Source organism: Candidatus Doudnabacteria bacterium, from assembly GCA_037200925.1.
In the GTDB taxonomy this organism is placed as follows: Bacteria; Patescibacteriota; Doudnabacteria; order UBA920; family O2-02-FULL-48-8; genus JBDTSL01.
This window is the reverse complement of sequence record JBBCGO010000001.1, coordinates 160,664-183,616: the sequence shown is the minus strand read 5'-3', so window position 1 is coordinate 183,616 and position 22,953 is coordinate 160,664. Positions and strand designations below refer to the sequence as shown.

The 22,953-nt window shown below is 46.3% G+C and carries 25 protein-coding genes and 2 tRNA genes; 26 read left to right on the top strand and 1 reads right to left on the bottom strand.

Annotation, left to right across the window (positions count from 1 at the left end; translation table 11 throughout):
* Positions 1–42: 42 nt before the first annotated feature.
* Positions 43–117, bottom strand: a tRNA-Met gene (locus tag WDN47_01045).
* A gap of 112 nt (positions 118–229) precedes the next feature.
* Here WDN47_01045 and WDN47_01040 point away from each other — a divergent pair.
* The 26 genes from WDN47_01040 (at position 230) to WDN47_00915 (ending at position 22,951) form a co-directional block, all read left to right on the top strand.
* Entirely contained in the window at positions 230–925 is a 696-nt protein-coding gene (locus WDN47_01040; protein ID MEJ0021150.1) for an SDR family oxidoreductase, read from the top strand.
* Positions 922–1,938, top strand: a complete 1,017-nt coding sequence (locus WDN47_01035; protein MEJ0021149.1) for a DNA recombination protein RmuC — start codon at positions 922–924, stop codon at positions 1,936–1,938. Before WDN47_01040 ends, WDN47_01035 begins: the two co-directional genes overlap by 4 nt.
* A gap of 18 nt (positions 1,939–1,956) precedes the next feature.
* Positions 1,957–2,472, top strand: coding sequence for an NYN domain-containing protein (locus tag WDN47_01030; GenBank protein MEJ0021148.1), 516 nt, complete (start codon positions 1,957–1,959; stop codon positions 2,470–2,472).
* 42 nt (positions 2,473–2,514) lie between these two features.
* Positions 2,515–2,590 (top strand) — tRNA-Arg (locus tag WDN47_01025).
* A gap of 83 nt (positions 2,591–2,673) precedes the next feature.
* Positions 2,674–3,309 carry an IMP cyclohydrolase gene (locus WDN47_01020; GenBank protein ID MEJ0021147.1) on the top strand — a complete coding sequence of 212 codons (636 nt, stop codon included), beginning with the start codon at positions 2,674–2,676 and terminating at the stop codon, positions 3,307–3,309.
* A gap of 78 nt (positions 3,310–3,387) precedes the next feature.
* The gene (locus WDN47_01015; protein MEJ0021146.1) at positions 3,388–6,354 is read left to right on the top strand and encodes an ATP-dependent DNA helicase; all 2,967 of its coding nucleotides are present in this window, start codon (positions 3,388–3,390) and stop codon (positions 6,352–6,354) included.
* Between the two features lie 552 nt (positions 6,355–6,906).
* Positions 6,907–7,917: a phenylalanine--tRNA ligase subunit alpha gene (gene pheS / locus WDN47_01010; GenBank protein MEJ0021145.1), complete on the top strand. Its 1,011-nt coding sequence runs from the start codon at positions 6,907–6,909 to the stop codon at positions 7,915–7,917.
* Positions 7,918–7,954: 37 nt separating this feature from the next.
* Positions 7,955–9,154, top strand: coding sequence for a hypothetical protein (locus tag WDN47_01005; GenBank protein ID MEJ0021144.1), 1,200 nt, complete (start codon positions 7,955–7,957; stop codon positions 9,152–9,154).
* Positions 9,151–11,469 (top strand): phenylalanine--tRNA ligase subunit beta, encoded by a 2,319-nt coding sequence (gene pheT, locus WDN47_01000; GenBank protein ID MEJ0021143.1) that lies wholly within the window; start codon positions 9,151–9,153, stop codon positions 11,467–11,469. Before WDN47_01005 ends, pheT begins: the two co-directional genes overlap by 4 nt.
* Before the next feature lie 42 nt (positions 11,470–11,511).
* Entirely contained in the window at positions 11,512–13,548 is a 2,037-nt protein-coding gene (gyrB, locus tag WDN47_00995; GenBank protein MEJ0021142.1) for a DNA topoisomerase (ATP-hydrolyzing) subunit B, read from the top strand.
* Between the two features lie 10 nt (positions 13,549–13,558).
* Positions 13,559–14,053: a type II secretion system protein gene (locus tag WDN47_00990; GenBank protein ID MEJ0021141.1), complete on the top strand. Its 495-nt coding sequence runs from the start codon at positions 13,559–13,561 to the stop codon at positions 14,051–14,053.
* A 30-nt stretch (positions 14,054–14,083) separates the two neighbouring features.
* Entirely contained in the window at positions 14,084–14,581 is a 498-nt protein-coding gene (locus tag WDN47_00985; GenBank protein ID MEJ0021140.1) for a prepilin-type N-terminal cleavage/methylation domain-containing protein, read from the top strand.
* An 81-nt stretch (positions 14,582–14,662) separates the two neighbouring features.
* Positions 14,663–14,851: a preprotein translocase subunit SecE gene (gene secE / locus WDN47_00980; protein ID MEJ0021139.1), complete on the top strand. Its 189-nt coding sequence runs from the start codon at positions 14,663–14,665 to the stop codon at positions 14,849–14,851.
* A 2-nt stretch (positions 14,852–14,853) separates the two neighbouring features.
* Positions 14,854–15,375, top strand: a complete 522-nt coding sequence (locus tag WDN47_00975; protein MEJ0021138.1) for a metal-dependent hydrolase — start codon at positions 14,854–14,856, stop codon at positions 15,373–15,375.
* Positions 15,376–15,377: 2 nt separating this feature from the next.
* Positions 15,378–15,923 (top strand): transcription termination/antitermination protein NusG, encoded by a 546-nt coding sequence (nusG, locus tag WDN47_00970; GenBank protein MEJ0021137.1) that lies wholly within the window; start codon positions 15,378–15,380, stop codon positions 15,921–15,923.
* Positions 15,924–15,927: 4 nt separating this feature from the next.
* The gene (locus WDN47_00965) at positions 15,928–16,683 is read left to right on the top strand and encodes a slipin family protein (protein MEJ0021136.1); all 756 of its coding nucleotides are present in this window, start codon (positions 15,928–15,930) and stop codon (positions 16,681–16,683) included.
* A complete protein-coding gene (rplK, locus tag WDN47_00960; protein ID MEJ0021135.1) occupies positions 16,683–17,105 on the top strand; it encodes a 50S ribosomal protein L11 in 423 nt (140 codons plus the stop codon). Before WDN47_00965 ends, rplK begins: the two co-directional genes overlap by 1 nt.
* A 48-nt stretch (positions 17,106–17,153) precedes the next feature.
* Complete coding sequence (gene rplA, locus WDN47_00955; protein ID MEJ0021134.1) at positions 17,154–17,828, top strand: 50S ribosomal protein L1; 675 nt, start codon at positions 17,154–17,156, stop codon at positions 17,826–17,828.
* Positions 17,829–17,905: 77 nt separating this feature from the next.
* Positions 17,906–18,472, top strand: coding sequence for a dCTP deaminase (gene dcd, locus WDN47_00950; protein ID MEJ0021133.1), 567 nt, complete (start codon positions 17,906–17,908; stop codon positions 18,470–18,472).
* Positions 18,472–19,167, top strand: a complete 696-nt coding sequence (locus tag WDN47_00945; protein ID MEJ0021132.1) for a class I SAM-dependent methyltransferase — start codon at positions 18,472–18,474, stop codon at positions 19,165–19,167. The genes dcd and WDN47_00945 overlap by 1 nt, the downstream gene beginning before the upstream one ends.
* On the top strand, positions 19,167–19,853 hold the full coding sequence (locus WDN47_00940; protein ID MEJ0021131.1) for a deoxynucleoside kinase: 687 nt from the start codon (positions 19,167–19,169) through the stop codon (positions 19,851–19,853). The genes WDN47_00945 and WDN47_00940 overlap by 1 nt, the downstream gene beginning before the upstream one ends.
* Positions 19,840–20,523: a CYTH domain-containing protein gene (locus WDN47_00935; protein ID MEJ0021130.1), complete on the top strand. Its 684-nt coding sequence runs from the start codon at positions 19,840–19,842 to the stop codon at positions 20,521–20,523. Before WDN47_00940 ends, WDN47_00935 begins: the two co-directional genes overlap by 14 nt.
* Positions 20,524–20,525: 2 nt before the next feature.
* The gene (thyA, locus tag WDN47_00930; protein MEJ0021129.1) at positions 20,526–21,470 is read left to right on the top strand and encodes a thymidylate synthase; all 945 of its coding nucleotides are present in this window, start codon (positions 20,526–20,528) and stop codon (positions 21,468–21,470) included.
* On the top strand, positions 21,467–21,886 hold the full coding sequence (locus WDN47_00925; protein ID MEJ0021128.1) for an NUDIX hydrolase: 420 nt from the start codon (positions 21,467–21,469) through the stop codon (positions 21,884–21,886). The genes thyA and WDN47_00925 overlap by 4 nt, the downstream gene beginning before the upstream one ends.
* Positions 21,883–22,365, top strand: coding sequence for a dihydrofolate reductase (locus tag WDN47_00920; protein ID MEJ0021127.1), 483 nt, complete (start codon positions 21,883–21,885; stop codon positions 22,363–22,365). Before WDN47_00925 ends, WDN47_00920 begins: the two co-directional genes overlap by 4 nt.
* A gap of 1 nt (position 22,366) precedes the next feature.
* Entirely contained in the window at positions 22,367–22,951 is a 585-nt protein-coding gene (locus WDN47_00915; GenBank protein MEJ0021126.1) for an HD domain-containing protein, read from the top strand.
* The last annotated feature ends 2 nt before the right edge of the window (positions 22,952–22,953 follow it).

Below are 22,953 nucleotides of genomic sequence, written 5' to 3'. Positions count from 1 at the left end.
TCAGTTATTCCGTAAATATTATAACCTATGTATTCTATTTTTTGGTTGCGGGGGTGGGACTCGAACCCACAATCTCAAGGTTATGAGCCTTGCGAGATGCCATTTCTCTACCCCGCGTCGTTATTAAAACAAAAACAGGTTCGGATTTCCTATGTCACCTCGAAAATCGAAATCCTGTAGCTTTGTGATTATACTACTCTTAGTTCACAAAATCAAGTATAATTAGCCCATGCAAATAAAAGACAAAGTCATTATTATTACGGGTGCTTCGCAAGGGATCGGTTTGGCCACGGCAAAGATCCTAAGCCAGGCAGGAGCCAAAGTTGTTCTGGCGGCTCGTTCTGCAGATAAACTTCAGAAACTCCAGGCGGAACTGTCTGGTTCTTTGGCAGTACCTTCGGATTTGCGCAAACTCAAGGACATTAAAAACTTAGCGGCAAAAACAATCGAGAAATTTGGCCGGGTTGATATTTTGATTAATAACGCGGGACAGGGGATTTACGGTAATTTAGAAAACATCAATGTAGATGACTTCCGGCAGGTCATGGAATTAAATATTTTTGCGGTAGTCGAAATGATGCAGGCTGTGATACCGCTGATGCGCAAGCAAGGCGGCGGGATGATTGTAAATGTCAGCTCCGGCCTCTCACGAATGTTTATTCCCGGTCTTTCAGCATATGCCTCCACCAAACACGCGCTGAATGCCCTGACTTTCACCGCCCGCGCCGAACTGGCGGAGGATAAAATTATTGTCAGCGCGATTCTGCCGAAAATGACTGCGACGGATTTTGGCGCCAATTCCGTAGGCCAAAGACCTGATTTCACCAAGCGCCCCGGCGGCATGCCTTCGGTGGATCAACCCGAGGATGTAGCCGCGAAAATCGTTGAACTTATTAATTCGGAGGCGCAGGAAATAGTTTTATGAACCAATCAAATTTACTTCTAATCGTGGTTATTGCCGGATTTGCCTTCCTGGCATATTTGCAATTCCGGAAAAAAGACGAAATAAAGAAAGAGGACGACTCGCTGAAGGTCATGATGGAATGGATGAAGGAAATAAAGCAGGGAACCGAAACGACCCGCGTCGGCATGCAAAAAAGCATTGATGAAACGAACAAAGCGATCAATGAACGGCTGGATAATGCGGGCCGAGTGATCGCCCAGCTGACCAAGGAACTGGGCGGAGTGTCGCAGATAGGGCCGGACATCCGCAGGTTGACGGAAACTTTAACTTCGCCCAAGCTGCGCGGCAACTTTGGCGAAGAAATTTTGGAAAATCTTCTGACCGATGTTTTCCCGAAAGAACTGTGCAAATTCCAGTATCGGTTCAAGAACGGCGATGTCGTGGACGCAGCCCTGGTGGTCGGGGATATTCTCATCCCGATCGACAGCAAGTTTTCCATGGAGAATTATAGGCTTTACAAAGAGGCCAAGACAGACGAAGCGGCGGATAGCCTGAAAAAATCATTCCTGAAAGATGTAAAAAGGCGCATTGATGAAATTCATAAAAAATACATCCTGCCCCAGGAAGGCACTTTGGACTATGCTTTTATGTTCATTCCGAGCGAGGGAGTATATATGGAGGTGGCGGAAGATATGGATGCCCAGGCTTATGCGCGAGGCAAAAAAGTCGTGATCGTGGGCCCGAATACTTTGAACATAAATTTGCGGGCCATCCTTTTGTCGCTGAAAGGCCAGCAGATCAGCAAGGCAGCCCAGCAGGTTTTGGCCATGATCAACGGCATCAAGCAGGAGAGCGATAAATTTAATAGGACCCTGGACACGCTTGCCAATCATGTGAAAAACACCAATAATACCATGGGCACCGTGACTGACAGCTATGCTAAGTTGAAAAACCAGATTACGAACGCTTCCAATCTGCAGTTAGATACAAAGACGGAAGAATTGCCCCAAGCAAGCATGGATAAACTTTTATAAATAATTAACTCAAAATAAATGAAAGCCGAGCAGAGAGTTGGAGTGTTTGTGGATGTGCAGAATCTTTATTATACGGCGCGAAATGTTTATAACGCGCGGGTGAATTTTACCAATATTTTAAGGGACGCAGTGGGCGAACGGCCCTTGGTCAAAGCGATCGCATACGGCATCAAGGCCGATATGCCTGAGGAGCAGAAATTTTTTGATGCTCTGGAAAAAGCCGGGTTTGAGGTCAGGCTGAAAGACCTGCAGAGTTTTTACGGCGGAGCGAAAAAAGGCGACTGGGATGTCGGGATAGTCATGGATATCATTAAAATGAACCCGAAACTGGATGTGGTGGTTTTGGCTTCCGGCGACGGCGACTTTATTCCGCTTCTGGAATACTTACAGGTTTTGGGTCAAAGAGTGGAATTGGTCTCGTTCGGCAAAAGCACTTCAACCAAGATGCGGGACCTTGTGGACAGTTATTTGGACCTGGATACTGACCCGCGCAAGTACCTGATGCCGATAAGGAATAACAGAGGTAAAAGATAGTTTACAAAATCAAAGCGCGTACAAGAATATTCATTTTGACGAGCGCCTGTAGCTCAATGGATAGAGCGTCTCCCTCCGAAGGAGAAGGCTGCCGGTTCGATTCCTGCCAGGCGCACCAGGAACTCAAATAAAGAACAGCTTCGGCTGTTTTTTATTTTGGCCAAAGATGTTAGTATACATTCAACTTTGCAAGGAGGAGCTATGGGAGGATCAGTGCGACGCGCGCTCATCAGCGTTTCGGACAAGACCGGAGTGCCGGAGCTTGGCCGGGCGCTGACGGCCAGAGAATGGATGATCATCTCCACCGGCGGGACCAAGGAAGCACTGGCTGTTGCGAAAGTGCCGGTGGTCAAGATCGAATCCATCACTGGCGTGCCTGAAATGCTGGGTGGACGGGTAAAAACGATCCATCCCAAGATCGCAGGCGGCATTCTGGCCCGCCGCGATAATCCCCAGGACATGAAACAGCTGGAAGAAAAGCTCAACATGGGGGCGATCGACCTGGTCGTGGTGAACCTCTACCCGTTTTTGCAGACGGCGGCCAAGCCTGACGCCGGATACGACGATCTCATTGAGAATATCGACATCGGCGGTCCCACGCTCTTACGCGCGGCGGCCAAAAACTCCCGCGATGTCGTGGTTCTGGTCGATCCGTTGGATTATCCGAGGTTCTTGTTTGAAAGCGATCTGCCCGGTGGTGTGCGCTTGGAATTCCGGTTCGAGATGATGCGCAAGGCTTTTGAGCACACGGCGGCCTATGATGCGGCCATCGCCCAAACGATGGCCGAATTCGTACCCGTCAACGGCAAGCTCGTGCGCCAGCCTAAAATGAACTGAAAAGATACCAAAATACTAAAACAGGATTGGGTTTATACCGATCCTTTTTCTTTTGCCAAAAATGTTATAATCATCCATATGAAAGCGAATTTGAAAGAAAAATCCCAAGTTTTAGAAGGCTTGAACGAGCAGCAGGAAAAAGCCGTGACTTTTGGCGATGGTCCATTATTAATTATTGCCGGAGCGGGAACTGGCAAAACCACGGTTTTGACCCGCCGTATCGTTTGGCTGATCGAGCAAGGCCTGGCAAAACCGGATGAAATTCTGGCCCTGACTTTCACGGAAAAAGCAGCGAACGAAATGGAGGAGCGAGTGGATCTGCTCATGCCTTTGGGCTATTCCGAAATTACAATTTCAACTTTTCATGCGTTTGCGCAAAAGATCCTGCTGCAGCATGCCTTGGATATAGGATTGCCGGGTGATTTTAAAATTCTGACTGATGTCAAAGCCTGGATGCTCGTCAAGCAGCATATTTATGACTTTGACCTGGATTATTATCTGCCCAAAGGCAACCCGAACAAATTTATTTATGCCCTGCTCAAGCACTTTGACAGAGCTAAACGCGAAGAGATTTCGCCTGAAGAATATCTTGCGTACGCTCAAAGCCTGCAGATGAACTTGGATAATGTGGAGATAACTAAAAAGGCGCGGAAAAAGAAAATCATCAAAGATGATCTGCAGGCAGACCCTGCGGAAGTTTCAAGAATTGCCGAAGTGGCAAATGCTTATCACAAATACCAGAAACTTTTGCTTGATAACAGCTATCTGGATTTTGGCGACCTGATCAGTTACACTCTAAAATTGTTCCGGGCCAGACAAAAGGTTTTGAAATCATACCAGGATAAATATAAATACATCTTGCTGGACGAATTTCAGGATACTGATCTGGCCCAATATGAGCTGATCAAGCTTCTGGCCTTGCCGCAAAATAATATCACCATGGTCGGGGATGACGACCAGTCGATCTACAAATTTCGCGGCGCTTCCGTGTCGAATATTTTGAAGTTCCAGGAGGATTTTCCTGGTGCCGCCGAAGTCACTCTGACCGATAACTACCGTTCCAGCCAGCAGATCCTGGACCTGTCGTATAAGTTCATCCAGCAAAACAATCCCGAGCGGCTTGAGGCCAAACTGAAGATCTCAAAAAAATTGACCTCGCATAAGCCGGAGACGGCAAGCATCAGCGTTATTCATGCTCTGACCGGACACGATGAGGCAAAAACCGTAGCGGATAAAATTGCGGAGCTTAACGAGTCTCAAGGAGTGGGGTTTAACGAGTTTGCGATCTTGGTCCGCGCCAATGACCATGCTGAACCGTTTTTGCTGGAGCTTTCGCGCAGGGGCATTCCGTATATTTTTGTGGCCAGCAGGGGTTTGTATAAAAAATCTCTGATCCTTGATCTTTTGGCCTATCTTCGCTTGCTGGACAACTATCACAAGAATGATCTGATGTTCCGGGTTTTGACTTTGCCTAAATTTAAGCTTGACCATAATGCATTAATTGATATTTCGCATACTGCCCACAAAAAGGCCTTGTCTGTTTATGAAGTGCTTCAGGAATTGAAGCTCAACCCAAAAATCTCGGAGCTGCTCAGGCTGATGGACAAGCATTGCCGGCAGATATCCGAAACTCCTGTTACTCAGCTTTTGTATGAAGTTATTGTAGATTTAGGAATTAGGGACAACCTGATGAATGACACAATCGAAAACGTGGAGAACCGCGGCCTACTGCAGCAGTTCTACCGCAAAGTCCAGGATTTTGAAAGTGAAAGCGACCAGAAGAATTTGAAAGCGTTTTTGCTTGATCTGGATCTGGAAATTGAAGCAGGCGATCAGGGTACTCTGTCGGCATCGCCTGAGATGGGCCCTGAGGCCGTGAAGGTCATGACCATCCACTCAGCCAAGGGTTTGGAGTTCGGCTGCGTATTTATTGTTAACATGGTGGATCAAAGATTCCCTTCCAGAGACCGCAAAGAGCAGATTGAACTTCCGGATTCCTTGGTAAAGGAGATCCTGCCCGAGGGGGATGCTCACTTGATGGAGGAGCGCCGGCTGCTGTATGTGGGCGCCACGCGTGCAAAGCAATATTTATTTTTGACATGGGCTGACGATTATGGAGGAACGGCTCAGAAAAAGCCTTCTTCATTCTTGGTGGAACTGGGCCTGGAGAAGCCGTTTGAAAGATCCAAGCCCTCAGGGGAAGTATTTTTTATAAAACAGCCTGCCTTGCCGATCCTCAAACCGGAATATCAGGTTCAGGTTCCGGAAACATTTGATTTTTCGCAGATCTCCACATTTAAAAAATGCCCGCTTGAATACAAATATAAATATATTTACAAATTGCCTTTGCCCGGTGCGGCAGCGTTGTCGTTCGGCCAAACCATGCACAATACTCTCAAAAAGTTTTTAACGCATGTTGTTCAGTTGAACACTTTTTCTCAGCAGGACCTGTTCGGCCAGAAACAGACCGGCATTCAGATACCCAAAAAAGAAACATTGGTCAGGTTTTACAGCGAATCCTGGGTGGATGATTGGTATCCGGATAAGATCAACAAGCAGGCCTACCGCGCCGATGGCCTTAAATATCTTGATAAATTTTACGAAAAATTCTGTAATGACCCAAAGCTCCCAAAATATTTGGAACAATCGTTCCGGCTGAAACTGGGGGAATATAAGTTCAAAGGCCGCATTGACCGCGCTGACGCGAATTCTGACGGTTCGATCGATATCATTGATTATAAAACCGGCGAACCCAGGGTTAAACTTGAACAGGTCGACCGCGACCAGCTTCTGATCTATCAATGGGCTGCCGAAGAAGGATTCAAGGAGAAGATCAACAGCTTAAGTTATTGGTATTTTAAAGCGCTGGATGATCCCTTGAAATTCCTTGGAACGAAAGAAGATATTGAAAAACTTAAAGTAAAGCTGTTGGAATCAATTGAAGAGATCGTGGAAACCATAAAAACCGACGGTTTTATGGAAAAAGACATGGAAAAGTCGCATGAGTGTAAATTTAGGCATTTGGAGAGTAATATTGTGGCCTGAATTTACACGGGCAGAAGCGAGACGAGGCCTAAGCCTGCGTCGAGCGTCGACGGAAGCGAGTGCGGTAGCTTCCGGCGCTGCCCAAGGTGAGCGCCATAAGGCGCGAACGTAAATTTAGGCATTTGGAGGGGTAGTTTTGCATTAAATTGCTAAAACTGGCATAATTAAACTTACTCGGACATAAAAAATTGCAGAAAATCAAACTATCTATTTTGGGCTTAATTATTGCCGGCCTGGGTTTTGGAACGGGGCTCATAGTACTGATAAGATCTCTGGGACCCGACCGGACAGGCAATATAATTCTGTTTTATTTTTTGTTCGCGGGTTTTATTTTTTCCTTAATAACGCTAGCCGGATTCTTCCTCCGAAGGAGCCTCGGCCAAAGGGAACTGCTGAACCGCTATTTGACGCAAGCCGCCAGGCAGGGATTGTGGTTTACGATACTTTTAGTGCTTTCTCTTTTTCTGCTAAGCCGCGGTTTATTCAGCTGGCTTTCCGGCGGATTGCTTGTCCTAACGCTGGTTTTTTTGGAATCTTATTTATTGACTAAAAATGATAGAAAGTCTTAAGCAACTTCACGACCAGGCGATCCAGGAGCTCGGGCCGGTAAAAGATCTGGCCGGTCTTGATGAGCTGGTTGTTAAGTATTTTGGAAGGAAACAGGGCAAACTTACGAATATTTTGCGTTCCTTAAAAAACCTTGATGAGCGTCAGCGCAAATCTTTAGGCAAAGATGCCAACGAAGTTAAGATCGAGATCTGGCGCCTGATCGATCAAAAGCGCCGCAGCATTAAGAATTCCGGCAAGAAGGAGTTTATTGACCTGACAATTGACGGCGAGAAGCCGTCCTTGGGCCATTTGCATCCGATCACCCAGACTCAACGAGAGATTGTGAATATTTTTAAGTCTATGGGATTCGGCGTGATGTTGGGTGACGAGATCGAAACCGATTATTATAATTTTGAAGCGTTGAATATTCCGAGTGACCATCCTGCACGGGATATGTTTGATACTTTCTATTTAAAGGACAGTAAATTGCTGTTGCGCACCCATACCAGCCCGATGCAGGCGCGCATCATGGAAAACCGCAAACCGCCTTTTTCTGTTATAATACCCGGTAGGACTTTCCGCAATGAGGCAACTGACGCCCGGCACGAACATACTTTTTATCAGGTTGAAGGCTTGGTTGTTGGAGAAAAAATTAGCGTAGCAGATTTGAAAGGCACATTAACGCGATTATTTAAGTCCTTATTTGGCGATCGGATTAAAGTCCAGTTCCGTCCGTCATATTTTCCTTTCACTGAACCGAGTATTGAGGTTTTGATGAGTTGTATTTTTTGCAACCAAAAAGGCTGTTCAATTTGCAGTCAATCCGGCTGGCTTGAAGTTTTGGGTTCTGGGATGGTCCACCCTAAAGTGTTTAAATATGCTGGCTACCCAAAAGACAAATATAGCGGATTTGCTTTTGGATTAGGAACATTGAGAATTGCTATGCTGAAATACAACATTCCCGACATCCGGATGTTTTACCAGAATGATGTTCGTTTTTTAAATCAGTTTTAAAATAATATTAATAATTAATTAAAATTAAAAAATAAATATGGACCCTCAAAAACCAACTCCAGCTAATTTGCCGGTCGAACCATCCGATCTTTCCTTTCAGGTCATGCCGCAGGAAGGGCGCTTTGATCCGGCTGTTCAGCCGCCCGTTCCGGCTCCCGTCAGATCTTCTATTGCCCCTTCGCCCTTGCCGTCAAGGCCGGCTTCAGTGCCCTCCGTCCCGCCGCCGCCGGAATATGGTTCGCCTAATCTTATGCCTGAAGAATCTGAACCGTCTTTCTTTCGGAGCAAGTGGATTTACATAGTTGTTGGGATTGTCGTGCTGATAGTTTTGGGATTGCTTGCCTACTTCCTGCTGGGCGCAAAAAAGACCGCCGCGCCTGTAGTTACGGCTGTTACCACTAAATTACCCAAGGTCTGGCTGAATCAGTACTTCAATAAAGAGGTCTGCGATAATCAAACCGTTTGCGGCGATGATGCGGATCCTGACAATGATGGGCTGAGCAATTACAATGAATTTGTGGCAGGCACCAATCCTGTAACCGCCGACAGCGACTCGGATGGGCTGGCTGACGGCGACGAGGTCAATATTTACAAGACAGAGCCGACGTTGAAATATACGGATAGGCGGGACATCGTAGCGCAAAACGATTGGACAGACGGATTTCAGATCAATAGCGGATATGATCCGCTGACACCCGGCCTGAAATTTACCGACGTCCGCAACCAGCAGATCGCCAGCGATACAGCTAAATACAGCCTGCATGAGCCGACCATCACAACGTTATCAACGCAGAGTCCCGCTCAAACGACTGCCTGGAAGACATATACCAATTCTTCGATCGGATATACGTTCGAGTATCCGGCCCAAAGTTTAACGCTTCTTCCCGCTCAATCGATCCAATACCCCTCAAGCGCTTCCCCTAATATTGATGCTGTCACTTTTGCAAACAGCACTGTTACATATGTGGTCAGGGTTTATCTAAATGTTACCCAAACTTCAATTGAAGCATGGATCGAGAATTCTAGTGGATTAAGCGAGGATCCAAGCTTGAACAATTACACAAAAATACTGATTAACGGCCAAACAGCGTATACGCTGAGAAGCGGCTTGGCCAGTTACGTTTACAGTTCGGGAAAAGTTTATGAAATCAGTGCCCGACAAGGTACGACGCTTTCCACCGACGTGAACGATCCAATATTTATTCATCTGCTCTCCAGCTTCGTGCTCACTAAATGAAGTTTGCCTACTCATGGCTTAAAGAATTAGTTGATATTAGATTATCGCCTGATAAACTGGCTGAGTTTTTGTCATTGCATGCGTTTGAAACGGAAGCGGATGCAGATCAAAAAGTATTTTCAGGGATCATAGTCGCCAAAGTAACAAAAATAGAAAAACATCCGAATGCGGACCGTTTGCGGATAATCACTTTAACTGACGGCAGGAATACGTTCGGGCCGGTGGTTTGCGGCGCATGGAATTTTGATGTTGGCGCTACAGTTCCTTTGGCCTTGCCGGGCGGTATCATTCCCCATGATCAGCATGATCCGGACGGAAAGCCTTTTACGCTGTCAAAAGCAATTATCCGCGGGGTTGAGTCGCAGGGCATGATCTGCTCGGCGAAAGAATTGGGTCTGGGCGCAGACGGCGGCGGGATTTTGCTCCTGGATTCCGGCAGTAAGCTTGGAGAACCGTTTGCAATAAAAAATAGTTCCAGCGAGCCGATGCTTGACGTTTCAGTGCCGGCAAACCGCCCGGACCTTATTTCGTATCGGGGCGTGGCGTGGGAGATCAGCGCTCTGACCGGCGCCAAGTATAAAATAAAGAATAAAAAATCAAAACTGGCCAATTTACCGTCCAAAGTCTTGAAAGTTCGGATATCGGACCCGGCTCTTTGCAGTAAATATATCGGCGTGCGTTTGGTAAATATAAAGATCAAAGAGTCCCCGAAATTCATCCAAGACCGGTTGAAACTTTCAGGAATGCGGCCGATAAACAACGTGGTGGATATTACCAACTATGTCATGCTGGAAATAGGCCAGCCCTTGCATGCTTTTGACGCAACCATGGTTACCGGCCCGATCAATGTCCGTAAGGCTTACCTTAATGAGAGCCTAAAAACGCTTGACGGTGTGGAACGGAAATTGACCACCAATATGCTGGTTATTGCGGATGCGAAAAAACCCTTAGCCATCGCCGGCGTTATGGGCGGCGCGGAAAGTGCGGTCATCGATTTTACCGGTGAAGTTATTCTGGAAGCAGCCAATTTCAATAGCGTCTCCATAAGAAGAACTGCAAGAAATTTGGGGCTCCGCACTGATGCTTCAAGCCGTTTTGAAAAATCATTGCCGGTGGGCTTGGCAATGGCTGCGGCTGAATATGCCGTTGAGTTGCTGGTCAAATATGCATCCGCAAAACCGCTGGAATACGCCGAGGCCGGCATAAAAAAGGAAAAACCGATTACAGTTAAAGTTGATGCCAAAAAAGTCAACGCTCTTTTAGGCACTGATATTTCCGTCAGTGAGCAGGAAAGGATCTTGAAGCGATTTGGCTTTGCGTTACAGGCTTCACATTCCACGTTACAAGTTACGGTTCCCTTCTGGCGGCCTGACGTGCGGATCTGGGAGGACCTGGCTGAAGAAATTGTCCGATTCGAGGGTTTGGATAAGATCCCTGACGCTCTTGCTCCGTTGCCGAATTCATCCGGTATGACCGATCAGATCGTGGATGAGCACGAACGTGTTGCCGATCTTTTGACGGGTATGGGATTTAATGAAGCGTATACATATTCATTTGTTCCTGAAAGTATTTTTGATAAATACGGCATCGACCGCAAGCAGGCCGTGGAGATCGCCAACCCCATGAGTTCGGATCAGCAGTATTTGCGGCAGGGTCTGGGTATGAATTACGAACGGCTGATCGGGCAGAATGGCAGGTACGTTTCCGAAGAAAGCCTGTTCGAGATCGGGAATGTTTATCGCAAGACCAACGGCAGCGTGGAGGAACATACTAATTTGTTCTTGATCTGTTTTTCTAAAACTCGGCAGCCGGCCGGCAAACTGATCGGCAGCATCAGGGAGCTGTTCGGGCGGTTGGGAGTAGAAATGTCGATAGCGCAGGTTGACGAAGAGATGGGCGAAGTTTCGGCCGACGGCGAAAAATTGGGCCCGATCCGTGCCGTGAATGAGGAATTGAAATGGGCCGCGGCTGAACTTAATTTTGAAAAATTGATCAAGCATATCAAACCCAAGCAGTTCGTGCCTCCAAGCAAGTATCCGGCAGAGGAGTTGGATGCGGCGATCTTGGTGCGCGAAGACTTGCCTTGGGGAGAAATTAAAGAGCTGATCCTAAAATCAAACAAGCAGCTGATAAAATCGGCAACTTTGTTTGATGTTTACCAGGGCAAAAATGTTTCGCCCGGCAAAAAAAGCCTGGGTTTCCGGATTGTTTACCAAGCCGATAACCGAACCCTGAAAGATGAGGAAGTAACCAAAATTCATAAAGAAATATTGAATGAACTGAAATCCAAATTCCATGCTGAAATAAGGGATTAAAGCGCTTCTAAAAAGGCCTATTATATGCTATAATATATACATATGGCAAAGGATAAAACACCCGAAAAAGATATAAAAAAAGAGAAAGCATATACCTCTGAACAGATCACTGTCCTTGAGGGTCTTGAACCTGTCCGGAAAAGGCCCGGAATGTACATCGGCAATACTGCCAAGGAAGGCTTTCATCATCTGCTGAAAGAAGTCGTGGACAATGCCATTGACGAAGCTATGGCTGGGCATGCGAAAAAAATCGAGATCGTGATCCATAAAGACAACTCAGCTTCAGTTACGGATGACGGCCGGGGAATTCCGGTAGATGTGCATAAGCAGACGAAAAAATCCGCACTCGAAACAGTTCTGACCGTTCTCCACGCAGGCGGCAAATTCGGCGGCGAGGCTTCCGGGTACAAAGTTTCCGGCGGTTTGCATGGCGTAGGCGTGTCAGTGGTCAATGCTCTTTCGGAATGGGTCAAAGCTGAGGTGCGGCGTGACGGAAATATTTACGTTCAGGAATACAAACGCGGCAAACCGACGACCAAAGTTAAATTGATCGGCAAAGTGCCTTCCAAAGATCCTTGGCAACAGGGGACGAAGATCTCTTACAAGCCGGATCCTGAAATGTTCACGGTTCTGGAGTTTGATATTAAATATGTTTTGGACCATTACCGCCAGCAGGCGTATCTGACCCGCGGGGTTCATCTGATCATCCGGGATGAGCGCTCGGGTTTTTCATATCAATTTTATTTTGAAGGCGGCTTGGTTTCCTACATTCTGAACATCAACCGCAACAAGAATGTCAAAACTCAGCCTATGTTCGTAAGCAAGACGGTTGATAATGTCATGGTGGAATGCGCTATTCAGTATACTGACGAGTTCACCGAAACCGTGCTGACATTTGCCAATAACATTTACACTGCCGAGGGCGGCATGCATTTGACCGGATTCCGTTCGGCCCTGACCCGCTCGCTGAACAACTACGGAGTAAAAAATAATTATTTCAAAGAAACCGATAAAGTTACGGGCGAGGATATGCGCGAAGGATTGACCGCCATAGTTTCGGTCAAACTTCCGGACCCGCAATTTGAAGGCCAAACCAAGGCCAAACTGGGCAACGCAGAAGTCCGCGGCATTGTTGAAGACGTCGTGGGACAGGGCTTGGAATTTTGGCTGGAAGAACACCCGGCTGACGCGGGCAAGATCTTGGAAAAAGTTTTATTGGCCGCCAAAGCCAGGCTTGCGGCCAGAGCTGCGCGCGATGCTGTTATCCGCAAAGGCGTTTTGGAAGGGCTTGCTCTCCCCGGTAAACTTGCTGATTGTTCGGAATCAGATCCGGCGCTTTCTGAAATATACATTGTGGAAGGTGATTCAGCCGGCGGCTCCGCCAAGCAAGGCCGCGACCGGCGGTTTCAGGCTATCTTGCCTTTGCGCGGTAAAATTTTGAATGTGGAAAGGGCGCGGTTGGACAAGATGCTGTCCTCAGAACAGATCAAGAACGTGGTCATAGCTCTGGGCGCTGGCGTTGGCGATCAGTTTGATATAGAAAAGATACGCTATCATAGAATCATTATCATGGCGGATGCGGATGTGGACGGAGCCCATATACGAACCTTGCTTCTGACTTTGTTCTACCGGTATTTTCCCGAGATTATCAACAGAGGCTACCTGTACATCGCTCAACCGCCGCTGTTCAAGGTCCAGCACGGTAAATCGTCGGCCTATGCTTTTTCCGAAAAGGAACGCGATCTGATAATTGAGAAATTCTTGCGAGAAGCCAAAGAAAAGAAAGCCGGCAAACAAAAGAAAGAAGAAGAAGCTGCCGCGCCGGAAGCTGAAGGCGCCGAAGGAGCGGTCAATATCAAAGGTGCAAATGTCCAGCGCTATAAAGGTTTGGGAGAAATGAATCCGAGCCAGCTTTGGGAAACCACTATGGACCCTCAAAGGCGCGTCATGCTCAGGGTCAATGTGGGAGACGCGGAGAAAGCAAGCAAGATCTTTGAAATGCTCATGGGTGATGAAGTGGCGCCGCGCAAGAACTTTATTCAAACTCACGCCAAGATGGTAAAAAATCTGGATATATAAAAAAAGAGTTATGCGAAAAACAAAAACAAACAAAGGATTTACCTTAATTGAACTTTTGGTAGTAATTGCGATCATCGGTCTTTTGGCTACAATTGTTTTGGTTGCTCTTGGCAATGCGCGCGTAAAGGCGAGGAATGCAAGGAGGCTTGCGGATATTGAGACATTGGAAAAGGCATTTAATTTAAGCCAAAATAACGGCGGTCCGCTGCCTGACACCGGTGGGGCAAACGTCTGCGTCAGCGCAACGTGTTACGAAGGCTGGTCAGGATTTGCCGCAGATCCAGGGGTAGATGCTTTTTTGGCACCCAGCTTGACCCTAAAGCCTTCAGATCCGGTCGGAGGCACTAGAGGCAATGGCGGATATTTATATATAAATCCAGTTACTTTTTCCGGATTAACCGGAGCCTTTCTTCAATATTTGATCGAACCTTCCGGTTCTTGCGGTTCGGGGTTTGTTTCTTCCTCTACTTCAGATTATGTTTGGTGTGAAATTAAAATTGATTAGTTTTGGGCCGGTAAAATTGAATATAAAAAAGTGACGGAGAAACCTAGCTTAAAAACAAAAGGATTTACCTTAATTGAACTTTTGGTAGTAATTGCGATCATCGGTCTTTTGGCTACCATTGTATTGGTTTATCTTGGCAATGCACGCGTAAAAGCTCGAAACGCAAGAAGACTGGCAGATATTGAGCTCTTGGTAAAAGCATTTAATTTAAGCTTAAGTGATAATAATCCGTTGCCTACCACTGGTACTTGGGTTTGTGTAAGTGCGACTTGTGATGGCGCTTGGTCCGGATATTCAGCAGATGCGACTGTGGACGCTTTTTTGGCTCCAAGTTTACCGCTTAAGCCTCAGGATCCTCCGGAAGGAAACAGAGGTTCAGGCGGATATTTATACCTTAACCCTGCCACCGTCTCTGGTGTTACCGGAGCTTATCTTAATTACCGCGTTGAACCTTCTGGTTCTTGTGGTGCGGGAGTGGCTGATGCTGTTGATCCTAATTTTATAGATTGCGCTTTAAAGATTGATTAGGCTACTCTAGATGTTTGCAAATTTAAGTAAGCTACTTTATAATATCCATAAGGCCTGAAAGGCCTTTTAAATAAGGCAAAAATGACAAATCCTATCCAATTCCTTAAAGAAGCCCGCGTGGAACTGACCAAAGTGGTCTGGCCATCGCGGAAAGAGACCATCCGAATTACGATTGCCGTAGTCTTGCTTTCTTTGGCAGTCGCCGCATTTTTGGGGGCTGTGGATTACGGCCTGACCGCGTTGTTTGAGTACATTGTTAACCACAGATAAGCATGCTGCCACCGGGACATATTGCGGGCGGCTATCTGGCCGGCAAGGTCGCCGCCATCTGGATCCCGCAGCTGAACCAGCCGGAATATCTGGCCTTGTGCGCACTTTTTGGTTTTTTTCCGGATCTGGATTTCTTCTATGTTTTTTACAAAAAACGTAAATTCATTGCGGATGAGAAGATCAACCACCATGAATTTGTAAGCCATGCGCCGCTTCTGTATCTGGCAGTATTTCTGGCGTGGTTTGCCCTGTTCCCTCAAACTTGGCTCGTAGCTACTACGTTTATTCTCGGCACATGGTCGCATTTTGTGATAGACACCATAACCACAGACGGCATAGCGTGGCTGTATCCTTTCAGTAAAAAAAGGTTCGGGCTGAGTCCGGACCCGGAAATCCCTCTCGTGGACCGGAAGTTTTGGGATTTCTGGACGGATTTTGTCAAACAATATTCAAAACTAATCTCATTTAAATTGGAAACAGCTATTATTGTCATCGCATTCATAACTTTAATTCTCAGCAAATAAGAATGGCACGTCAGCAAGTTACAGGTGAAAAACATTGGTACGTCCTCCACACGTATTCCGGTTACGAGGATAGTGTGGCGTTCAACCTCAATCAGCGCATAGAATCCATGGGCATGGAGGATAAGATCTTCAATGTCCTGGTGCCGAAGGAAAAGAAGATCAAGATCAAGGACGGCAAGCGCGTGACGGTTGAGGAGAAAATTTTCCCGGGATATGTTATTGTAGAAATGATAGTGACCGATGATTCCTGGTATGTGGTGCGGAATACGCCCAATGTCACGGGTTTCGTGGGTTCCGGCACGGTCCCGACCCCGATCTCAGACGCTGAAATTACCTCGCTTCAGAAGCGCATGGGCGTGGAGGAGCCGAAATACAAGATCGATGTGAAAGCCAATGACCTGGTGCGCATCATGGACGGGCCGTTCAAGGATTACGAAGGCAAAGTTTCCGAAACCGACGACGAAAAAGGCAAAGTCAAGGTTTTGGTCTCCATCTTCGGCCGGGAAACCCCGATAGAATTGGATTTTTTGCAAATTAAGAAATTATGAACTTATGATCTTTTATTGGATCTTACTTATAATAATTTTTGTGGTCCTGCCGGGTTTGCGCATTGTCCAGCAATATCAGATCGGCGTCGTGTTTCGTTTGGGCAAAATTGTCGGCACCAAACAGCCGGGTTTGAATTGGGTCATTCCATATATTGATATTGTAAGAAAAGTGGACCTGAGGACCATTACTCTTCCGGTTCAGCCGCAAAAGATAATCACTAAAGATAATGTCTCTGTGGATGTTTCGGTGGTGGCATACTATCGCGTGGCAGACCCGATCAAGAGCATCATCGCAATTGAAAATGTTATGAATGCCATCAACCAGATCGCACAAACAACTGTTCGTAATATAGTCGGCAGGTTCCAGCTGGACGAGATACTTTCCGAACGCGACTCCATCAACGGCGAGATCCGTACCGTGCTTGACGGCCATACTGAACCATGGGGTGTGGTCGTTTCAACTGTTGAGATCAAGGATATTGAGCTGCCGGAAAATATGCAGCGGGCCATGGCCAAGCAAGCCGAGGCTGAAAGAGAAAAACGGGCCAAAGTCATCGCAGCCGAAGGGGAACTGCTGGCCGCCGAAAAATTGGCCCAAACTGCTGACATCATGGCTGCCCATCCGATCGCTCTGCAGTTGCGCAATTTACAGACCATGGCTGAGATCAGCGTTGAGAAGAATTCCACTATCATTTTCCCGGCCCAATTCATGGGCACAGTGCAGGATATTAAAAAATTCATTGATGGAGAGAAAACCTAATGGCCAAGAAAGTAAAAACAATTATCAAGATCGTCTTACCTGCAGGTAAAGCCACTCCGGGCCAGCAATTGGGGACTTCGCTGGGCCCTCACGGCGTGAACCTGGGGCAATTCGTCAAAGAGTTCAATGAGCGCACCGGCTCCATGGGTGATACCGTGGTCCCGGCGGAAATTACGATCTTTGAGGACCGTACTTATACTTTTGTTCTGAAAACCCCTCCGGCATCGGCGCTGATTTCCAAAGCTGCCGGAATTGAAAAAGGCTCGGGTAATCCGCTGAAAAATAAAGTCGGCAAGATTTCCAAAGCTCAGTTGCGCGCAATCGCCGAACAAAAAATGCCTGACCTCAATGCCAATACTATTGAGGCCGCGGAAAAGATCGTGGCAGGAACCGCGCGATCAATGGGAGTAGAGATTAAATAGTAATAATAAGCGGAAGGCCAAAAGCCGTTTGAACCGCAAAGGAGATATATGGGCAAAAGATTAGAAAATGCTTTAAAGGAAGTGGATGCTTCCAAGTCTTATCCAATTGCCGAAGCCGTGGCCTTGGCGAAAAAAACCGCAACCACCAAGTTTGTCGGCAATATTGAAGTCCACGTGCGGCTCGGGATCGACCCGAAAAAAACAGACCAGACTGTGCGAGCCACTGTGACATTGCCTCACGGCACGGGCAAGACCAAGCGCATCGCCGCTTTCGTCATGCCGGGCAAAGAAAAAGATGCAACCGATGCCGGGGCAGTTGTTGTTGGCGGCGAGGAGCTGATAAAAAAGATCAAGGAAACGGAGCAGTTGAATTTTGACATCGCTTTGGCCGAGCCCGCCATGATGCCGAAATTGGCCGCGATTGCCAAACTTTTGGGGCCAAGAGGCTTGATGCCGAACCCGAAATCAGGAACTGTGGCCGCTGATATTGCCAAGGCGATCAAGGAATTCGCCACCGGCAAAACGGAATTTAAAAATGACGAATCAGGCAATGTTCACATGATACTGGGCAAAAGCAATTTTCCGGATGAGCAGATCGTTGAGAATCTCAATACTTTTATGGACGCTTTAAATCAATCAAAACCAGCCGGCCTGAAGAAAGAGTTTATTATGGCAGTGACAGTACATGCCACCATGGGGCCTGGCATTAAGGTAAAAATTTGATAACCAAACGCGGTTTTATGCCGCGTTTTTTGTTTGGCAAAAATATGCTAAAATAGAAAAGAATTAATTATTGGACAATGATCCTCTCCGACAAAGACATAAAAGCTAAGCTGGAAAGTCAAGAAATCAAAATAAACCCGGTGCCAAACTTGGCAGAAGTGCTTGGCACAGTGTCTATTGATCTAACGCTGGGAAATGAATTTATATTGTACAGAAGTTCTTCGCATTCATTTATTGATGCCGTAGATAAAAAGATCCCGGAAGGTTTGGAAGAACAAATCACGATATCTGATAATGATACGCTGGTAATTCGGCCCAGAGACTTCGTACTAGGGTCGACCTATGAAAAAATTGAATTGCCGAACACTCTGTCCGGCAGATTAGAAGGGAAGTCCTCATTAGGAAGACTCGGGTTGGTCATTCATTCTACCGCCGGAAAGGTTGACCCGGGTTTTAAAGGAAATCTGGTTTTAGAAATCACTAATATCGGAACGGTGCCGATCGTGCTTCATCCCCGGATGAGAATTTGCCAGCTTCTTTTTGAACAGATCAGCTCTGAAGTTTCTCAAGCATACGCGGACCGTGAAAGTTCCAAGTATAAACATCAGAATAAAACAGTCGGAAGCGTTTTGGGAGGACTATAATGAAAGATAATTGGCACCATCAGGAATTTGCGACGGACTGGGATACAGACACCCACAAAGGAAATCCATCACGCCTGGCCCAGCTGGACCTGATGACTTCAATAATTGTTGATAACTACGAGAGAGGTAATAAAATTTTAGATCTGGGCTTTGGCACGGGTCAGGTCGAAGACCTTATTCTGAAAAAAATCCCTCATGCGGAAATAGTTGGCGTTGACTCTTCGGATGCAATGATCGAAAAAGCCAAAAAACGCCTTGAACCTTTTTTGTCGCAGGTGACCATGATCAAACATAACCTGGAAGAGATAAATTCCCTGGTTCTGCCGGAAAATAAGTACCAATTTGCAATCACTTGCCAGGTCCTGCATGAACTTGCTCATGAAAAAAAGAAACAGATTTTTAAATTTGTCTCCGATGCATTGGAACCGGGAGGTATGTATTTTCTTCTAGACCGGTTCAAGATTGACGCGGAGCCGATGTTCAAGATTTACAAAGGCGCATGGAACTGGCAGGAGCGTCAGGCAAAATTGAAAAGTAATAAGACCTTTGATAAATATAAAGAGCAAATCAGCACCAAAGAAGACTATCCAGCCTCTTTGGAAGACGAAATGCATTGGATGAATGAAGCAGGTTTTAAAACAGGCTGGCTGCATTTGCAATTGGACCGCGGCTTAATAGCAGGAGTAAAAATCTAATGAAAAAAGGCAAATTCATTGTCATAGACGGCACGGACGGCTCGGGCAAAGCCACGCAGACCAAACTTTTGGTCAAGCGCCTGGAAAAAACCGGAGTCAAGGTCAAAATTGAAGATTTCCCGCAATATGGTCAAAAATCTGCCGGACCGGTTGAAGATTACCTGACCGGGCAATACGGTTCTGCGGAAGAACTGGGTGCATATATCCCGTCGATATTCTACGCGGTTGACCGTTTTGCCGCATCGCGAAGGATCAAAAAGCATTTGTCGGAAGGGTACGTTGTAATCTCCAACCGGTATGTCACGGCAAACATGGCCCACCAGGGCGGCAAGATAAAAAGTCCGATACAGCGTGAAAAATATTTCAAGTGGCTTGCTGATTTTGAATACAATTTCATGAAGATCCCGAAGCCTGACCTGGAGATAATCTTGCATCTCCCGCCGAAAGTATCCATGAAACTGATCAGGCAGCGCGGGCCCAGGCATTACTTAGGAGCCAAACGCATGGACATTCACGAAAAAGATACCAAGCATTTGATCATCGCAGAAAGCATCTACCTCCATATCGCCAAAAAATTCGGTTATAAATTGGTTGAAAGCTTTGTGGACGGAAGATTACTGACCCCAGCGGAAGTCAGCGACAAAATTTATCCGATCGTAAAAAAATATCTCCATGGTAAATTATGAAATAGAAATTAAAAGCCTGGTCGGCGGAAAACTTCAGGCCCAGGCGCTTGTTGAAAAAATGAAGCAGTCCGATCCTGCCTTGTTTTTTGCCGGCAAACATAACCAGCTCAACCATTATTTCGTAAAGGGCAACCTTATGGTGCTCCGCAGCAAATTGGAACCGCATCTTATGGCTGACAAACAGCAAGAATTTGATGATCTGCTGGCTCACGCAGAAGACTTTAAAGAATTTTCCGTAAGAACGCGCTCAGCTGACGGAAAAGTCATCTTTGTGATCAAAGTAGCTATAGATGATACGACCTCAAGCAATGGTACGGCCCGGCAAGAATTTGAATCAGGAGTATATTTGACCCTTGACGAGCTTGATCAGATTTTAGTTGATTGCGGTTTTGAATATCAGGCCAAATGGTCGCGCGAGCGGGAAGAATATAAATATAAAGGATTGAGTGTTACGGTCGATAAAAACGCAGGCTACGGCTATCTGGCCGAATTCGAATCAGTAATTGATGATGCAGCCAAAGCGGACGTGACAAAAGCCAAGATAAGGGAAATTATCGAAGAGCTTGGCTTACAAGAACTGAATCAAGCGCGCCTGGCGCGGATGTTTGACTACTACAACAAACATTGGCAGGATTATTACGGAACTGACAAAACATTTAATATTGAATAAGTATGGAAAACAGACACCCGGAATATCAATATCTGGATTTGCTCAAACAAATCCTGGAAAAAGGAGACAGGAAGGTCGACCGCGGGACGGGCGATGCGTCTTTCAGCTTGTTCGGCGCGCAGATGCGTTTTGATCTCTCCATGGGTTTTCCCATGCTGACTACAAAAAAAGTTTTTTGGAAGGGCGTGGTCGAAGAGTTGTATTGGTTCATATCCGGCCAAAGCAATGTCTCGTATCTGACGCGAAAAGGCGTTCATATCTGGGACGATTATCCTTATAAAATTTACAATAAAAAAAATCCCGGCCTGACGAAAGAAGAATTTGTCCAAAAAATGATCGATGACGATGCATTTGCAAAAGAGCACGGAGAATTGCCGAGAATCTACGGCGAAATGTGGCGCCGCTGGCCCACGAGAACGCCGGGACGTACGATCGATCAGTTGGCCTGGGCGATCCAAGAACTCAAGGACGATCCGAACGCGCATAATTTGATAGTGAATTCGTGGAACCCGGAATATCTTTATTCCATGGCCGCATACGAGGACGCGTCTCGTTTTCCGATCTGCCACAATATGTATCAGATCGATCTGATCAAGGGCAAATTGAACTTGCAACTTTATCAGAGAAGCGCGGATATGTTCTTGGGTGTGCCGTTCAATATCGCAAGTTATGCCTTGCTCACAATTATTTTATCGAGAGTAACCGGATACGAGCCTGGAGAATTTGTGCATACGCTCGGAGATTTTCATATTTACGAAAAGCACCTTGAGCCGGTCAAAGAACAGCTCAAGCGCGAGCCGAAACCGTTCCCAAAGATCGAACTGGACCCGTCCGTCAAAAACATTGATGACTTCAAACCGGAACTTGTTAAACTTGTTGATTATGACCCTCATCCGGGCTTGAAAGCTGAGTTAAGCGTATCCGGCGGATTTTTTGAAAAGCAATGAGCAAACATTCTGTTGGCATGATTGTGTTGGCAGGCGATAAAGTATTGCTAGTAAAAAATACTGAAAAGTCTGGTTACGCTCACGAAATATACGGAGCACCAGCGGGTAGACTTGAAGAAGATGAAAATGAAAAACAAGCAGCGTTAAGAGAACTCAAAGAAGAAACTGGTTTAAACACAACAGAAGATAGTCTCGAAGAATTTGAAAATAATTTTTACGTTGCAGAGCTTGACCGAAAAGAGGGCAAAGTAGAATATTCTATAAGATTTTTTCTAGTGAAACAGTACCAGGGAGAATTAAAATCTTCTGAAGAAACAATACCCGAGTGGGTACCTATAGATCAGCTAAAAGAAATGACTTTAGTGGTGAACGTTAAAGAGGCAATAGATGCCGCAATTAAGTTTTTAAACCCATGAGACTAACACTCGTTGCCGCGGTGGCCAAAAATGGCGTGATCGGCAGCCAGAACTCTATGCCTTGGTACATTCCGGAAGACTTGAAGCATTTTAAGGATGTCACTATAGGCAAGACCTGCCTGATGGGACGGAATACCTTTGATTCGATCATGCAAAAATTAGGCAAGCCTCTGCCAGGCCGGAAGAATGTCGTGATCAGCAGGCATACCGACTGGCAGGTACCGGATGGAGTTGAGGTTTACAGCAGTGTGGAAGATGCGCTTGAGAATCTGCAGGCTGAGGACGAAGTGATGGTGACGGGCGGAGGACAGATCTACGCTCAACTGATCGATCAGGCCGATAAATTAATTATTACGCACATCCATAGAGAAATTGACGGCGATGTTCTGTTTCCCGAGATCGATCCGGCCAAATGGAAGAAGGTTTCTGAAAAGCCGCATAAGGAATTTTCATGGACAACCTATGAAAGAATAAAATAATATGAACCGGGATATAGATTTTTTATACGAGATCGGGTCCCTGCGGAACGTCCCGAGAGGCTGGCGTCAGCACTTGGGTTTTGACGTGGCTTCCGATCTTGAGCATACTTATCGCCTCATTTGGCTGGCGCTGATCATTTCACGGATGGAGAAAAAAGGCGATGAAAATACGATCATTAAAATGGCCCTCGTGCATGATGTGGCAGAAACCAGGACATCGGATCTAAGTTATGTGCAAAAAGTCTACGTCAAAGCCGACGAACATAGGGCGGCTGATGATATGTTTGCCGGAACGATAGTTCAGGATTTTCGGAAAATTATCGAGGACTATGAAAAAAGGGATTCCATCGAGGCTAAGATCGTAAAGGATGCAGATAATTTGGATATCGATCTGGAACTAAAGGAGATCGACGAGATGGGGTCCAAGCTTCCCGGAAAATGGAAAGAGAACAGAAAGTTTGTGCGGGAAGAAAAACTATATACTGAATCGGCAAAAAAACTCTGGGATGAAATTCAAACCTCAGATCCAAATCAATGGCATATGAAAATGAACAAATGGCTGACTGACCCGAATGCCGGGAAATAAAT

Coding starts and splice junctions, on each gene's coding strand:
- WDN47_01040 (MEJ0021150.1), top strand. CDS start 230: ATGCAAATAAAAGACAAAGTCATTATTATTACGGGTGCTTCGCAAGGG.
- gyrB (MEJ0021142.1), top strand. CDS start 11,512: ATGGCAAAGGATAAAACACCCGAAAAAGATATAAAAAAAGAGAAAGCA.
- WDN47_01035 (MEJ0021149.1), top strand. CDS start 922: ATGAACCAATCAAATTTACTTCTAATCGTGGTTATTGCCGGATTTGCC.
- dcd (MEJ0021133.1), top strand. CDS start 17,906: ATGATCCTCTCCGACAAAGACATAAAAGCTAAGCTGGAAAGTCAAGAA.
- WDN47_01030 (MEJ0021148.1), top strand. CDS start 1,957: ATGAAAGCCGAGCAGAGAGTTGGAGTGTTTGTGGATGTGCAGAATCTT.
- WDN47_00965 (MEJ0021136.1), top strand. CDS start 15,928: ATGATCTTTTATTGGATCTTACTTATAATAATTTTTGTGGTCCTGCCG.
- WDN47_00925 (MEJ0021128.1), top strand. CDS start 21,467: ATGAGCAAACATTCTGTTGGCATGATTGTGTTGGCAGGCGATAAAGTA.
- WDN47_00975 (MEJ0021138.1), top strand. CDS start 14,854: ATGCTGCCACCGGGACATATTGCGGGCGGCTATCTGGCCGGCAAGGTC.
- WDN47_00915 (MEJ0021126.1), top strand. CDS start 22,367: ATGAACCGGGATATAGATTTTTTATACGAGATCGGGTCCCTGCGGAAC.
- rplA (MEJ0021134.1), top strand. CDS start 17,154: ATGGGCAAAAGATTAGAAAATGCTTTAAAGGAAGTGGATGCTTCCAAG.
- WDN47_00940 (MEJ0021131.1), top strand. CDS start 19,167: ATGAAAAAAGGCAAATTCATTGTCATAGACGGCACGGACGGCTCGGGC.
- nusG (MEJ0021137.1), top strand. CDS start 15,378: ATGGCACGTCAGCAAGTTACAGGTGAAAAACATTGGTACGTCCTCCAC.
- WDN47_01015 (MEJ0021146.1), top strand. CDS start 3,388: ATGAAAGCGAATTTGAAAGAAAAATCCCAAGTTTTAGAAGGCTTGAAC.
- secE (MEJ0021139.1), top strand. CDS start 14,663: ATGACAAATCCTATCCAATTCCTTAAAGAAGCCCGCGTGGAACTGACC.
- WDN47_00920 (MEJ0021127.1), top strand. CDS start 21,883: ATGAGACTAACACTCGTTGCCGCGGTGGCCAAAAATGGCGTGATCGGC.
- thyA (MEJ0021129.1), top strand. CDS start 20,526: ATGGAAAACAGACACCCGGAATATCAATATCTGGATTTGCTCAAACAA.
- pheT (MEJ0021143.1), top strand. CDS start 9,151: ATGAAGTTTGCCTACTCATGGCTTAAAGAATTAGTTGATATTAGATTA.
- rplK (MEJ0021135.1), top strand. CDS start 16,683: ATGGCCAAGAAAGTAAAAACAATTATCAAGATCGTCTTACCTGCAGGT.
- pheS (MEJ0021145.1), top strand. CDS start 6,907: ATGATAGAAAGTCTTAAGCAACTTCACGACCAGGCGATCCAGGAGCTC.
- WDN47_01020 (MEJ0021147.1), top strand. CDS start 2,674: ATGGGAGGATCAGTGCGACGCGCGCTCATCAGCGTTTCGGACAAGACC.
- WDN47_00990 (MEJ0021141.1), top strand. CDS start 13,559: ATGCGAAAAACAAAAACAAACAAAGGATTTACCTTAATTGAACTTTTG.
- WDN47_00935 (MEJ0021130.1), top strand. CDS start 19,840: ATGGTAAATTATGAAATAGAAATTAAAAGCCTGGTCGGCGGAAAACTT.
- WDN47_01005 (MEJ0021144.1), top strand. CDS start 7,955: ATGGACCCTCAAAAACCAACTCCAGCTAATTTGCCGGTCGAACCATCC.
- WDN47_00945 (MEJ0021132.1), top strand. CDS start 18,472: ATGAAAGATAATTGGCACCATCAGGAATTTGCGACGGACTGGGATACA.